General features: G+C 69.7%; 16 protein-coding genes. 13 read left to right on the plus strand and 3 right to left on the minus strand.

The window, feature by feature from the left end; genetic code table 11:
- Window positions 1-95 precede the first annotated feature (95 nt).
- From OG734_RS09500 to OG734_RS09555, 12 genes are all read left to right on the plus strand, one after another.
- Window positions 96-668 (plus strand): GNAT family N-acetyltransferase, encoded by a 573-nt coding sequence (locus OG734_RS09500; RefSeq protein ID WP_330287041.1) that lies wholly within the window; start codon window positions 96-98, stop codon window positions 666-668.
- A gap of 150 nt (window positions 669-818) precedes the next feature.
- A complete protein-coding gene (locus OG734_RS09505; protein ID WP_309486338.1) occupies window positions 819-902 on the plus strand; it encodes a putative leader peptide in 84 nt (27 codons plus the stop codon).
- A gap of 176 nt (window positions 903-1,078) precedes the next feature.
- The gene (locus OG734_RS09510) at window positions 1,079-2,773 is read left to right on the plus strand and encodes a nitrite/sulfite reductase (RefSeq protein WP_330287042.1); all 1,695 of its coding nucleotides are present in this window, start codon (window positions 1,079-1,081) and stop codon (window positions 2,771-2,773) included.
- The gene (locus tag OG734_RS09515; protein ID WP_330287043.1) at window positions 2,770-2,958 is read left to right on the plus strand and encodes a hypothetical protein; all 189 of its coding nucleotides are present in this window, start codon (window positions 2,770-2,772) and stop codon (window positions 2,956-2,958) included. Before OG734_RS09510 ends, OG734_RS09515 begins: the two co-directional genes overlap by 4 nt.
- Entirely contained in the window at window positions 2,955-3,665 is a 711-nt protein-coding gene (locus tag OG734_RS09520) for a phosphoadenylyl-sulfate reductase (RefSeq protein ID WP_330287044.1), read from the plus strand. Before OG734_RS09515 ends, OG734_RS09520 begins: the two co-directional genes overlap by 4 nt.
- The gene (gene cysC, locus OG734_RS09525) at window positions 3,665-4,252 is read left to right on the plus strand and encodes an adenylyl-sulfate kinase (protein ID WP_330287045.1); all 588 of its coding nucleotides are present in this window, start codon (window positions 3,665-3,667) and stop codon (window positions 4,250-4,252) included. The genes OG734_RS09520 and cysC overlap by 1 nt, the downstream gene beginning before the upstream one ends.
- Complete coding sequence (cysD, locus tag OG734_RS09530) at window positions 4,249-5,190, plus strand: sulfate adenylyltransferase subunit CysD (RefSeq protein WP_330287046.1); 942 nt, start codon at window positions 4,249-4,251, stop codon at window positions 5,188-5,190. The genes cysC and cysD overlap by 4 nt, the downstream gene beginning before the upstream one ends.
- Before the next feature lie 2 nt (window positions 5,191-5,192).
- Window positions 5,193-6,521 (plus strand): sulfate adenylyltransferase subunit 1, encoded by a 1,329-nt coding sequence (locus tag OG734_RS09535; protein ID WP_330287047.1) that lies wholly within the window; start codon window positions 5,193-5,195, stop codon window positions 6,519-6,521.
- Between the two features lie 230 nt (window positions 6,522-6,751).
- Complete coding sequence (locus OG734_RS09540) at window positions 6,752-7,864, plus strand: ABC transporter substrate-binding protein (protein WP_330287048.1); 1,113 nt, start codon at window positions 6,752-6,754, stop codon at window positions 7,862-7,864.
- A 35-nt stretch (window positions 7,865-7,899) separates the two neighbouring features.
- Window positions 7,900-8,685, plus strand: a complete 786-nt coding sequence (locus OG734_RS09545) for an ABC transporter ATP-binding protein (protein ID WP_330287049.1) — start codon at window positions 7,900-7,902, stop codon at window positions 8,683-8,685.
- Entirely contained in the window at window positions 8,672-9,592 is a 921-nt protein-coding gene (locus OG734_RS09550) for an ABC transporter permease (RefSeq protein WP_330287050.1), read from the plus strand. The genes OG734_RS09545 and OG734_RS09550 overlap by 14 nt, the downstream gene beginning before the upstream one ends.
- 6 nt (window positions 9,593-9,598) lie before the next feature.
- Entirely contained in the window at window positions 9,599-10,351 is a 753-nt protein-coding gene (locus OG734_RS09555; RefSeq protein ID WP_330287051.1) for a sirohydrochlorin chelatase, read from the plus strand.
- Between the two features lie 61 nt (window positions 10,352-10,412).
- Here OG734_RS09555 and OG734_RS09560 read toward each other — a convergent pair whose 3' ends face one another.
- Window positions 10,413-11,462 (minus strand): ketopantoate reductase family protein, encoded by a 1,050-nt coding sequence (locus tag OG734_RS09560; protein ID WP_330287052.1) that lies wholly within the window; start codon window positions 11,460-11,462, stop codon window positions 10,413-10,415.
- Window positions 11,463-11,511: 49 nt separating this feature from the next.
- On the opposite strand from OG734_RS09560, the gene OG734_RS09565 reads away from it, so the two are divergent.
- On the plus strand, window positions 11,512-12,348 hold the full coding sequence (locus tag OG734_RS09565; RefSeq protein ID WP_330287053.1) for an aldo/keto reductase: 837 nt from the start codon (window positions 11,512-11,514) through the stop codon (window positions 12,346-12,348).
- Window positions 12,349-12,363: 15 nt separating this feature from the next.
- Here the strand turns inward: OG734_RS09565 and OG734_RS09570 are convergent, their stop codons facing one another.
- Window positions 12,364-12,762, minus strand: a complete 399-nt coding sequence (locus OG734_RS09570; RefSeq protein ID WP_330287054.1) for a nuclear transport factor 2 family protein — start codon at window positions 12,760-12,762, stop codon at window positions 12,364-12,366.
- A 5-nt stretch (window positions 12,763-12,767) separates the two neighbouring features.
- Entirely contained in the window at window positions 12,768-13,349 is a 582-nt protein-coding gene (locus OG734_RS09575) for a DUF1697 domain-containing protein (RefSeq protein ID WP_330287055.1), read from the minus strand.
- Window positions 13,350-13,500 lie beyond the last annotated feature (151 nt).

Here is a 13,500-nt window from a genome sequence, read left to right on the forward strand (position 1 = left end):
GTAGCGATCTGCAGCTCCGCCCCGGGGCGCGACAAGCCCACACCGGGCCCGCAGGCGATCGACAGCCGACAGCCCCGAATGATTCCCTGACCGCTATGAGCAACATCGCCGTGACCACCTGGTCCCTCGAACAAACCGCACCGACCGACCTGCTCCCCGCAGAGACCCCCGACGGGGACGTCAGAATCACCCGCGCCGAACTCCCCTCACCGGAGCTCAGCCGCTTCCTCTACGCCTCGGTCGGCGGCGACATCCGCTGGACCGACCGGCTGAGCTGGACGTACGCACGGTGGCAGGAGTATCTGGAGCGCCCGGGCGTGGAGACCTGGGTCGCCTACGACCGCGGCACCCCGGCGGGCTACGTGGAGTTCGAGCCCCAGGACGACGGCGTCGTGGAGATCGCCTACTTCGGGCTGATCCCCGCCTTCCGGGGCCGGCGGATCGGCGGGCACCTGCTGTCGTACGGGGCCGCCCGGGCCTGGGACCTCGGGGAACGGTGGCCGGGGCTGGCGCCGACGAAGCGGGTCTGGCTGCATACATGCAGCAAGGACGGCGAGCACGCGATGGACAACTATCTGCGCCGCGGCTTCACCCTCTTCGACACCAAGGTCGAGGAGGAGGCCGAGGTGTCCGCACCCGGACCCTGGCCGGGGGCGCACCGCATCTGACCTGGTCGGGAACGGTCGGCCGCCGGGCGTTCGACCTGTCGTGACCCCGCCATGTGACCGACGACACCCTCGTCTCACCCTACGGGACCAGGGTGTCCGCATGGCGGACAATGCTGGACTGTGTCCAGATCGCCGTGACACGCTTCCGTCATGTCTGGAACTGGGATTGCCTTGGTGAGTCGGCGGCACGTCGACCTCGGCCGCATGTCCAGCGCCATCTGTCCGGCGAGCTGACCAGCCCTCAGCACCGCCGCTTCCTCCCCTTTGCCTCAGCCTGCGCAGAGCCGCGCCAGTCTGACCGTGCGCCCTTATGCGCAGGTAAGAGCCTCCCACCCGCCACCCGACCGCCGCCCCTCACGGACGGCGCTTCGCGCCGACCCCTTCCGTCTCTGTCCCGAAGGACCAAAATCATGGCCGCCACCCCGCAGAACCCTGCCGCCGCGCCCCGCCGCAAGGTGAGCCGTCACCGTGGTGAGGGTCAGTGGGCCGCGGGACACTTCACCCCGCTCAACGGAAACGAGCAGTTCAAGAAGGACGACGACGGTCTCAATGTGCGGACACGCATTGAGACGATCTACTCCAAGCGGGGTTTCGACTCGATCGACCCCAACGATCTGCGCGGCCGGATGCGCTGGTGGGGCCTGTACACGCAGCGCAAGCCCGGGATCGACGGCGGCAAGACCGCGATCCTGGAGCCGGAGGAGCTGGACGACAAGTACTTCATGCTGCGCGTCCGGATCGACGGCGGCCGGCTCACCACCGACCAGCTGCGGGTCATCGGCGAGATCTCGCAGGAGTTCGCGCGCGGTACGGCCGACCTCACGGACCGGCAGAACGTCCAGTACCACTGGATCCGTATCGAGGACGTCCCGGAGATCTGGAACCGGCTCGAAGCGGTCGGCCTGTCCACCACCGAGGCCTGCGGTGACACGCCCCGCGTCATCCTCGGTTCGCCGGTCGCCGGGATCGCCGAGGACGAGATCATCGACGGCACGCCCGCCATCGAGGTGATCCAGCGCCGGATCATCGGCAACAAGGACTTCTCGAACCTGCCCCGCAAGTTCAAGTCCGCGATCTCCGGCTCGCCGCTGCTCGACGTGGCGCACGAGATCAACGACATCGCGTTCGTCGGTGTGGAGCACCCCGAGCACGGCCCCGGTTTCGACGTCTGGGTCGGCGGCGGCCTCTCCACCAACCCGAAGATCGGCCAGCGCCTGGGCGCCTGGGTCCCGCTGGACGAGGTCCCGGACGTCTACGAGGGCGTCATCTCGATCTTCCGCGACCACGGCTACCGGCGGCTGCGCACCCGCGCCCGCCTGAAGTTCCTGCTCGCCGACTGGGGCGTGGAGAAGTTCCGCCAGGTCCTGGAGGACGACTACCTGAAGCGCAAGCTGACCGACGGCCCGGCCCCGGCCCAGCCCGTCGAGCGCTGGCGCGACCACGTCGGCGTGCACCGTCAGAAGGACGGCCGCTTCTACGTCGGTTTCGCCCCGCGCGTGGGCCGCGTGGACGGCACGATCCTCACGAAGATCGCCGACCTGGCCGAAGCCCACGGCTCGGGCCGCCTCAGCACCACCGTCGAGCAGAAGATGATCGTGCTCGACATCGAGGAGGGGCAGGTCGACTCGCTCGTCGAGGGCCTGGAGGCGCTCGACCTGATCGTCAAGCCGTCCCCGTTCCGGCGCGGCACGATGGCCTGCACCGGCATCGAGTACTGCAAGCTCGCGATCGTCGAGACGAAGGCGCGCGGCGCCTCCCTGATCGACGAACTGGAGCGCCGTATCCCGGAGTTCGACGAGCCGATCACCATCAACCTCAACGGCTGCCCGAACGCCTGCGCCCGTATCCAGGTCGCGGACATCGGTCTCAAGGGCCAGTTGGTCCTCAACGACGCGGGCGAGCAGGTCGAGGGCTTCCAGGTCCACCTGGGCGGCGCCCTCGGTCTGGAGGCCGGTTTCGGCCGCAAGGTCCGTGGTCTGAAGGTGACTTCGGAGGAGCTGCCGGACTACGTCGAGCGCGTGCTGAAGAACTTCCAGGCGGAGCGCGAGGACGGCGAGCGCTTCGCCACGTGGGCGTCCCGCGCCTCCGAGGAGGCACTGTCATGAGCGAGCGTGCCGCGCCCTTCTACTGCCCCTACTGCGGCGACGAGGACCTTCGGCCGAATGAATCCATCGAGGGCAGCCATGGCGCCTGGGAATGCGGAGCCTGCAATCGAGCCTTCCAGTTGAAGTTCCTCGGGCTGCTCGCCCGTGGACTTCAGCACACGGAACCGGGAGGGGACGAGATATGACCGCGGTTCAGGAAGACCGTACGACCGACGATCTGAAGGCGCTCGCCGAGCAGGCGGGACGTGACCTGGAGGACGCCTCCGCGCTGGAGATCCTCCAGTGGGCGACCGCCACCTTCGGCAAGCGTTTCTGCGTGACCTCCTCCATGGAGGACGCGGTGGTCGCCCACCTCGCCTCCCGTGCCATGCCCGGTGTGGACGTCGTGTTCCTCGACACGGGCTACCACTTCCCCGAGACCATCGGCACCCGTGACGCGGTCGAGGCCGTGATGGACGTCCGCGTCCTCACGCTGACCCCGGTCCAGACGGTCTCGGAGCAGGACGCCCAGTACGGGCCGAAGCTGCACGACCGCGACCCCGACCTCTGCTGCGCACTGCGCAAGGTGGAGCCCCTGGAGCGGGGCCTCAAGGAGTACGCGGCCTGGGCGACCGGCCTGCGCCGCGACGAGTCCCCGACCCGGGCGAACACCCCGGTCGTCGGCTGGGACGAGAAGCGGCAGAAGGTCAAGGTCTCCCCGATCGCCCGCTGGACGCAGGACGACGTGGACGCGTACGTCGCCGAACACGGCGTACTCACCAACCCGCTGCTGATGGACGGCTACGCCTCCGTCGGCTGCGCGCCCTGCACCCGCCGGGTGCTGGAGGGCGAGGACGCGCGCGCCGGCCGCTGGGCGGGCCGCGGCAAGACCGAGTGCGGGCTGCACGGCTGATGACCCAGACCGAGATCGCGACCGCGACCCCCGAGGACCAGGAGACACCAGTGACGACCGGAGCCACCGTATGGCTCACGGGTCTGCCGAGCGCCGGCAAGACCACCATCGCGTACGAACTGGCCGGCCGGCTGCGCGAGGAGGGCCACCTCGTCGAGGTGCTGGACGGCGACGAGATCCGTGAGTTCATCTCGGCGGGCCTCGGCTTCAGCCGCGAGGACCGGCACACGAACGTGCAGCGCATCGGCTTCCTCGCCGAGCTGCTCGCCCGTAACGGCGTCAAGACACTGGTCCCGGTGATCGCGCCGTACGCGGACAGCCGCGAGGCCGTGCGCAAGAGGCACCAGGAGAGCGGCACCGCGTACGTCGAGGTGCATGTGGCGACCCCGGTCGAGGTGTGCTCCGTACGCGATGTGAAGGGTCTGTACGCCAAGCAGGCGGCGGGCAAGCTGACCGGGCTCACCGGGGTCGACGACCCGTACGAGGAGCCCGAGACGCCGGATCTGCGGATCGAGTCGCAGGACCAGACCGTCCAGGAGTCCGCGGCGGCTGTCCACGCGCTGCTCACCGAGAGGGGACTGGCATGACGACGACCGTTGCCAAGGTGCACGGGGGCGACACGGACGCCCCGTACACCCTCTCCCACCTGGACGCCCTCGAGTCCGAGGCCGTGCACATCTTCCGCGAGGTGGCGGGTGAGTTCGAGCGGCCGGTGATTCTCTTCTCCGGCGGCAAGGACTCGATCGTCATGCTGCATCTGGCGCTCAAGGCGTTCGCGCCGGCCGCGGTCCCCTTCACGCTGCTGCATGTGGACACCGGGCACAACTTCCCCGAGGTGCTGGAGTACCGCGACCGGGCCGTGGCGGCTCATGGGCTGCGGCTGCATGTCGCCTCCGTGCAGGACTACATCGACCGGGGTGTGCTCAAGGAGCGTCCGGACGGGACCCGCAACCCGCTCCAGACGCTGCCGCTCACCGAGAAGATCCAGGCCGAGAAGTTCGACGCCGTGTTCGGCGGTGGCCGGCGCGACGAGGAGAAGGCCCGGGCCAAGGAGCGGGTGTTCTCGCTGCGGGACGAGTTCTCGCAGTGGGACCCGCGCCGGCAGCGTCCGGAGCTGTGGAACCTCTACAACGGTCGGCACGCGCCCGGCGAGCACGTCCGTGTCTTCCCGCTCTCCAACTGGACCGAGCTGGACGTCTGGCAGTACATCGCCCGCGAGGGCATCGAGCTGCCGGACATCTACTTCGCGCACGAGCGTGAGGTGTTCCAGCGGGCCGGGATGTGGCTGACCGCCGGCGAGTGGGGCGGCCCGAAGGCCGACGAGACCGTCGAGAAGCGGCAGGTCCGCTACCGCACGGTCGGCGACATGTCCTGCACGGGCGCAGTCGACTCCGACGCGGTGACGCTGGACGACGTCATCGCCGAGATCGCCGCCTCCCGGCTGACCGAGCGGGGCGCCACCCGCGCCGACGACAAGATGTCCGAGGCCGCGATGGAAGACCGTAAGCGCGAGGGGTACTTCTAGCCATGACCACGACCACGGAACTCACCGAGACCACGCTCCTGCGGTTCGCCACCGCCGGTTCCGTCGACGACGGCAAGTCCACGCTCGTGGGCCGGCTGCTGCACGACTCCAAGTCGATCCTCACCGACCAGCTGGAAGCGGTGGAGCGCGCCTCGGCGAGCCGCGGCCAGGACGCCCCGGACCTCGCACTCCTCACCGACGGCCTGCGCGCCGAGCGCGAGCAGGGCATCACCATCGACGTGGCCTACCGCTACTTCGCCACGCCCAAGCGCCGGTTCATCCTCGCCGACACGCCCGGCCACGTGCAGTACACCCGCAACATGGTGACGGGTGCCTCCACGGCCGAGCTGACGGTGATCCTGATCGACGCCCGCAACGGCGTCGTCGAGCAGACCCGTCGGCATGCCGCCCTCGCGGCGCTGCTGCGCGTCCCGCACGTGGTGCTCGCCGTCAACAAGATGGACCTCGTCGACTACCAGGAGTCCGTGTTCGCCGCGATCGCCCAGGAGTTCACGGCGTACGCGCTGGAGCTGGGCGTCCCGGAGATCACCGCGATCCCGATCTCGGCGCTGGCCGGCGACAACGTGGTGGACCCGTCCGCGAAGATGGACTGGTACGGCGGGCCGACCTTCCTGGAGCACCTGGAGACGGTTCCGGTCGCCCACGACCTGAGCCACTGCCACGCCCGCCTCCCGGTGCAGTACGTGATCCGGCCGCAGACCGCCGAGCACCCCGACTACCGGGGCTACGCGGGCCAGATCGCCGCCGGTTCCTTCCGTGTCGGCGAGTCCGTGACGGTCCTGCCGTCCGGCCACGCGTCGAAGATCTCCGGCATCGACCTGCTCGGCGAGGCGGTCGAGGTCGCATACACCACGCAGTCGGTGACCGTCCTCCTGGAGGACGACATCGACATCTCGCGCGGCGACCTGATCGTGCCCAGCAAGGACGCCCCGCCGACCACGCAGGACATCGAGGCGACCGTGTGCCATGTCGCCGACGCGCCGCTCACCGTCGGCCACCGGGTGCTCCTCAAGCACGGCACCCGCACGGTCAAGGCCATCGTCAAGGACATCCCGTCCCGTCTCACCCTCGACGACCTGTCCCTGCACCCGCATCCGGGACAGCTCGTCGCCAACGACATCGGCCGGGTGAAGATCCGTACCGCGGAGCCGCTGCCCGTCGACTCGTACGCCGACTCGCGGCGCACCGGCTCGTTCATCCTGATCGACCCGAACGACGGCACCACGCTCACCGCGGGCATGGTCGGCGAGTCGTTCGCGTCCCCCGAGCCCGTCAAGGACGAGGCCGAGGACGACGGGTGGGACTTCTGACATGAACTCCACCGACTACTACTCCACGTTCGCGAAGGAGGGCGGCCGCGTCGGCAGCGGCGCCCTCGGCAGCGGGCAGGGCGGAGTCGCGCGATGTGCGTGCTGACGTACGCGCACTGCCTGCGCGCCCTGTCCCCCCACCGGACGTCCCGACATCGACGAAGACCTGCCGACCTCCCGGCCACGCCCTTGGGGCCGTGACCGCCGGGCCAACGAGAGGAACACCTCCCGTGCCTGCCAACCGCTCAGCACTTCTCCGCCGCGGCCTCGCCGCAGCGACCGCACTGCCCCTCCTGACGCTCGCCGCCTGCGGTTACGGGTCGGACTCCAAGGACGACAGCTCCAAGGCGAAGGTCGCCGCCGGCGCCCAGAAGATCGACGGGCTCGACTCCGTCAAGATCGGCTACTTCGGCAACCTGACCCACGGCACCGCGCTGGTCGGTGTGAACAAGGGGTACTTCCAGAAGGCGCTGGGCGCCACGGAAGCGAAGTACCAGGTCTTCAACGCCGGTCCTTCCGAGATCGAGGCCCTCAACTCCGGCTCCATCGACATCGGCTGGATCGGCCCCTCCCCGTCGATCAACGGATACACCAAGTCCAAGGGCACCAACCTGCGCATCATCGGCGGTTCGGCGTCCGGCGGTGTGAAGCTCGTCGTCGACCCGAAGAAGATCAAGTCCATCAAGGACGTCAAGGGCAAGAAGATCGCCACCCCTCAGCTGGGCAACACGCAGGACGTGGCGTTCCTCAACTGGATCGCCGACCAGGGCTGGAAGGTCGACGCGGAGAGCGGCAAGGGCGATGTGTCGGTCGTCCGCACCGACAACAAGGTCACCCCGGACGCCTACAAGTCCGGTTCCATCGACGGTGCCTGGGTGCCCGAGCCGACCGCGTCCAAGCTGGTTGCCGAGGGTGCGAAGGTGCTGCTCGACGAGGCGGACCTGTGGCCGGACAAGAAGTTCGTGATCACGAACATCATCGTGTCGCAGAAGTTCCTCAAGGAGCACCCGAAGGCCGTCGAGGCGGTCCTGAAGGCCTCGGTCGACACCAACAAGTGGATCAACGCCAACTCCGACGCGGCGAAGGCTGCTGCCAACGCCCAGCTCGAGATCGACTCCGGCAAGGCGCTGAAGCCCGAGGTCATCGACCCGGCGTGGAAGTCCATTCAGTTCACCAATGACCCGCTGGCCGCCACCCTCAACTCCGAGGCGGAGCACGCGGTCAAGGCCGGTCTGCTGGAGGACCCGCTGCTGAAGGGCATCTACGACCTCACGCCGCTCAACAACGTCCTCAAGGCCGAGGGCGAGAGCCCGGTCGACGACGCCGGTCTCGGCGTCAAGTAGTCCCGATCCCCGAGAGTTCCCAGGAGGTGACGACCATGGCCACCGCGATCGCCAAGGCCGAACGGGCCGAGTCAGTCGAGTACGCCGCCCGAATCGAGCACGTATCGAAGTCCTTCGCCGGGCCCGCCGGGCAGCAGCTCGTCCTCGACGACATCACACTCGATGTCGCACCGGGTGAGTTCGTCACCCTCCTGGGGGCCTCGGGCTGCGGCAAGTCCACACTGCTCAACCTCGTCGCGGGTCTCGACGACCCGAGCGCCGGCAGCATCAAGACCGACGGGCGTCCTGCCCTGATGTTCCAGGAGCACGCCCTCTTCCCGTGGCTGACCGCGGGCAAGAACATCGAACTCGCCCTGAAACTGGGGGGAGTTCCGAAGAACGAGCGGCGCGGACGCGCCGACGAGCTGCTCGCCCTCGTCCGGCTGCAGGGCTCGTACGACAAGCGGGTGCACGAGCTGTCGGGCGGTATGCGCCAGCGGGTCGCGCTGGCGCGGGCGCTGGCCCAGGAGAGCCGGCTGCTGCTGATGGACGAGCCGTTCGCGGCGCTCGACGCGATCACACGCGACATGCTGCACGACGAGCTGACCCGGATCTGGGCGGAGACGGGTGTCTCCGTCCTGTTCGTCACGCACAACGTGCGGGAGGCGGTGCGACTCGCGCAGCGCGTCGTCCTGCTGTCGTCCCGGCCGGGACGGGTGGCGCACGAGTGGACGGTGGACATCCCGCAGCCGCGCCGCATCGAGGACGCTCCCGTGGCCGAACTGTCCATTGAGATCACCGAACAACTGCGTGGGGAGATCCGCCGTCATGGCCAGCAGTGACACGAAGTCGGGCCTGACGGACACGCGCCAGACGCGGGCTGACGGCAACCAGCAGTTCGGCGGCCTGGAGGCCGGTCTGGACGCGTTGGAGAACGTGGCCACCGGGCGTACGCCCTTCTCGGTGACCTTCCGCACCAAGATCTTCCCGCCGCTCGTCGCGACCGCCGTGGTGCTGGTGATCTGGCAGGCCCTGATCTCGTTCAACATCGTCAGCGACCCGACCAGGCTGCCCTCGCCCGGCGATGTGGCGGCCGAGTTCAAGGACTCCTGGCTGAAGGGCAAGCTTCTCGGCTACATCTGGACCAGTGTCGAGCGCGGTCTGCTCGGCTTCCTGCTGGCGCTGGCGATCGGCACCCCGCTGGGTCTGATCGTGGCCCGCGTGAAGTTCGTGCGTGCGGCGATCGGACCGGTCCTGTCGGGTCTCCAGTCGCTGCCCTCGGTGGCGTGGGTGCCGCCGGCGGTCCTGTGGCTGGGCCTGAACAACTCGATGATGTACGCGGTGATCCTGCTCGGCGCGGTCCCGTCCATCGCCAACGGCCTGGTCTCCGGCATCGACCAGGTGCCGCCGCTGTTCCTGCGGGCGGGCCGCACGATGGGCGCGACCGGGTGGAGGGGTGCCTGGCACATCGTCCTGCCGGCTTCGCTGCCGGGCTATCTGGCCGGTCTGAAGCAGGGCTGGGCGTTCTCCTGGCGCTCGCTGATGGCGGCGGAGATCATCGCCTCCTCCCCCGAGCTGGGCATCGGTCTGGGCGCGCTGCTGGAGAACGGCCGCAACGCCAGCTCCATGCCGATGATCTTCGAGGCGATCTTCCTGATCCTCTTCGTCGGTATCGCCGTCGACCTGCTGATCTTCAGCCCACTGGAGCGGCGGGTGCTGCGCAGCCGGGGCCTGCTGGTGAAGGGCTGACGTCACGTGTTCCAGAAGCCGGTTCTTCTCGTCATCGCCCACGGCAGCCGCGATCCGCGGCACGCGGCGACCGTGCACGCCCTCGTGCGGCGCGTACGGTCGTTGCGGCCGGGGCTGCGCGTGGAGACCGGCTTCCTGGACTTCAACATCCCGTCCGTACAAGGGGTGTTGGAGTCCCTGGCCGCGGAGGGCGTACGGGACGTGGTGGCCCTGCCCCTGCTGCTGACCCGCGCCTTCCACGCGAAGGCGGACATCCCGGCGGTCCTGCGGGACGCGCCGAGGCGGCTGAACATCCGCCAGGCGGAGGTGCTGGGCCCGTCGCCGCTGCTCCTCTCCGCGCTCGAACGACGGCTGTACGAGGCGGGGTTGACGCCCGCCGACAAGTCCTCGACCGGGGTCGTGCTGGCCTCGGCGGGGTCCACCGACCCGGAGGCGATCGCAGTGATCGCTGAAATCGCGCGGGAGTGGCGGCACACCGGTTGGTGCGCCGTGCGGCCTGCGTTCGCCTCCGCATCCCTTCCGCGCACCGAGGACGCGGTACGGGAGCTGCGGGACCTGGGCTGCGAGCGCGTCGCCGTCGCGCCCTACGTCCTCGCCCCGGGCTTCCTCCCGGACCGCATCGCACGGGGCGCGGCGCAGGCGGACGTACTCGCGGACGTCCTGGGACCGGCGCCCGAGGTGGCCCGGCTGCTGCTGCGGCGGTACGCGGAGGCGGCGGTGCGGGTGCCGTTGCCGGGGCGGACCGCGGTGAGCGCGTAGGTGGCTGCGTAGGTACCTTCGCCCGCCTGAACCGCCTTGCGGGCAGGCGGAGTTCGGGTCATCACTCCCCCGGCTCCCGCCCATGGGCTGCCGATGCCCGGTGGAACACTGCCTCGTCAGCCAGCCGTACGAGTTCCGCCGACGGCAGAGAACCCGCCGGTCGCCGTTCCCGTGCGAACGTGTTGGCCAGTCGTTGCAGCAGTTCGTTCAAGGGCGTCGGTACGCCGTGCAGCCGTCCCAGGAGCGCGATCTCGCCGTTCAGGTAGTCGGTCTCGATCGTGCCGGTGCCCCGGTTCAGGGACTGCCAGGAGGAGCCGCCGCCGGGCTCGGCGCCGGGCAGTGGCCGCAGGGTGATCTTGTCACCGCGCCGTGTCCTCTCCTCCGCGGCGCTCGCGTACGGGATGCCGGCCGCCGCGAGCACCGACTCGCCCTCGGCATACACCCGTTGGCGCAGCCGTTCGCTCTCCTCGCTGTCCGCCGCGCCGCTGAGTGCCCGGATGGCGTTGCCCAGGTTGGTGAGCAGCTTGGCGTACTGCCAGCGGGTCACGTCCGCCACGACCGGCGCCTCGAACGTCGTCGTCTTCTCCAGGTCGGCGGCGATCCGGCGGACCGTGTCGTCGGTGCCGTGCGGGTAGCGGCCGAGGAAGAGGATGCCGGTGAGCGGGGCGCCTGCCGCGGAGACGACGCCGGGTTCCTCGTAGGCCGCGGGCAGCCAGACGCAGACGCCGTACACCCGCCGGAAGCGGCGCAGCGCGAGACGTGGGCTCTCCACACCGTTCTGCGCGCAGAGCAACGGCAACCGCTCGGCCGCCGTGCCGCCGCCGGCGACGGGCACCGGTCCCCAGGCAGCCAGGGCGCCTTCGCTGTCCTGCGTCTTGACGGCGAGGACGAGCACGTCGTCGGCGCGCAACTCCCCGAGTCCGGCGGGTCCGTCTACCGTCGGCAGGCGGTACGTGTGCGTCCCGTCCGGCGTCACCAGGCGCAGCCCGTACGCGCGCAGCGCCTCGTACTGGGCACCCCGGGCGACGAGGACGACCTCGTGTCCCGCCCCGGCCAGCCGCCCGCCGATGGCACCGCCGACCGCCCCTGCCCCGATGATGATGTAACGCATACCGATCAGCCTGCCATGGTGCGTGCACCGGACAGGTAGCGTCCGTCGTATGGCTTCGGAAAGATTCACGATCGGCGGCGAACTGCCCGTCCGCCGCCTCGGGTACGGCACGGTCCAGTTGACCGGCCCCGGCTGCTGGGGCCCGCGTGGCGACACTGCCGACGCGGTGGCCGTACTGCGCCGGGCCGTCGACCGTGGCGTGACGCTGATCGACACCGCCGACAACTACGGGCCGTCGATCGCCGAGGAACTCGTCGCCGAGGCCCTGCACCCGTACCCGGACGGGGTGTTGGTCGCCACCAAGGGCGGGGTCGTGCGGACCGGCCCCGACGCCTGGCACATCGACGGCCGGCCGGAGCGGCTGCGCGCGATGTGCGAGGGGAGCCTGCGGCGGCTGCGCCGCGACACGATCGACCTGTATCAGCTGCACCGGCTCGATCCGCACGTCCCGATGGCCGAACAGCTCGGCGCCCTCGACGAGTTGCGGGCGGAGGGCAAGATCCGGCAGCTCGGCCTCGACTCAGTGACGGTCGAACAGCTCGGCGCCGCACGCGAGTTGACGACGATCGCGTCCGTCCAGAACCGCTACCACCTGCTCGACCGGGCCTCCGAGCCGCTGCTCAGGCTGTGCGAAGCCCACGGCATCGCGTTCCTGCCGTGGTTTCCGCTGGGCAACGGCGAGCTGGCGGCCGACCCGGTGTGCGCGGAGATCGCCGCCGCACACGGAGCGACCCCGGCCCAGATCGCGCTGGCCTGGCTGCTGCACCACTCCCCGGTGCTCTGCCCGACCCCGGGCACCAGCTCCCTCGTACACCTGGAGGAGAACCTGGGCGCCGGGGCGGTACGGCTGTCCGGGGCCGAGCTGTCGCGCCTGGACCTCCGATAGGGCAGCCGTTCGGCGTCACTGGACGGTGTCGCCGAACGGTGTCGCCTGGTGGAAGTACAGCAGCCAGCCGTCGCCCTCAGTGTTCCGGCGCCACAGTGAACTCCGGTGGGCGCAGCGGCCGTTGTTCTCCGTGTCGAAGGTCAGGTGGACCAGGTCCGGGGCCAGCCGTGCGCCCTTCATGTGCGAGACGGCGAAGGGACGGGTGCCCGGTTCGGTGGTCGCGGCGAGGGCCTCGATGATCGACGCCCGGTCCCAGTGCCGCCCCGAGGCGCCGAACTCGTGGAACCCGGGGTGCAGCAGCGCTCCGGTCAGCTCGGGGGAGCTGCGGACCTCCGGGTCGAGGAGCCGTAGCTCGGCCTCGATGGCGGCCTCCACTGCGGGGTCGCGATCCCGGTCACGGTCGTGGGCGGGCATCGGTCTCACCTCCCCGGGGTCTCGTCCTCGGTCAGTTCCACCAGCTTGACGACGGTGTTCCAGTTGCGGGTGGTCGCGATCAGGCCCTTCAGAAATCGGGGCTTGGCGAGCTGCTCGGCGAGTTCGGAGCGGCCGAGTCCGTCGGGGGCGTACAGATACAGCGCGCGGTCGCCGAGCCGGAACTCCTCGGGGAGGTGGGCGGCCTGGTCGATGTCCGCGAAGCGGGTCTCGTCGACCAGGGTCGAGAAGTAGGTGACGTGGAGTTGCTTCGCCTCCAACTCGGCTGCCGGGAAAGGGCAGCCGTCCCTGATCGCCCGTAGGTGCGCGTGGTCGCGCACGATCACGTCGACGGTGAATCCGAAGTGCTGGGCAATGGCCTTCTCGATTTCCCCGGCGAGGGATTCCTCGTCCCCGTGACCGGCGGCGAACACGGCGTTGCCGCTCTGCAGATATGTCCGGACGCCGTCGTACCCGAGGCCCTCCAGGAGCGTGCGCAGCTCGGCCATCGGGACCTTCTTGTGGCCGCCCACGTTGACGCCGCGCAGCAGCGCCGCGTACGTGGTCGTCGCCTGCTCACCCGGTGTCATCCGCACACCATAAGGCGGCCTACTGGCAGTCCCCCTGACGAACCACCCCGAGATCATCTTTTAGATGTAAGGGGCCAGTGTCCTACCCAGTGGGGAGACACCGGTACCCGAGGGGAGGACTTGGGCCGACCGCACCTCACCGGCGAGTACG

It is taken from the genome of Streptomyces sp. NBC_00576 (assembly GCF_036345175.1).
GTDB lineage: Bacteria > Actinomycetota > Actinomycetes > Streptomycetales > Streptomycetaceae > Streptomyces.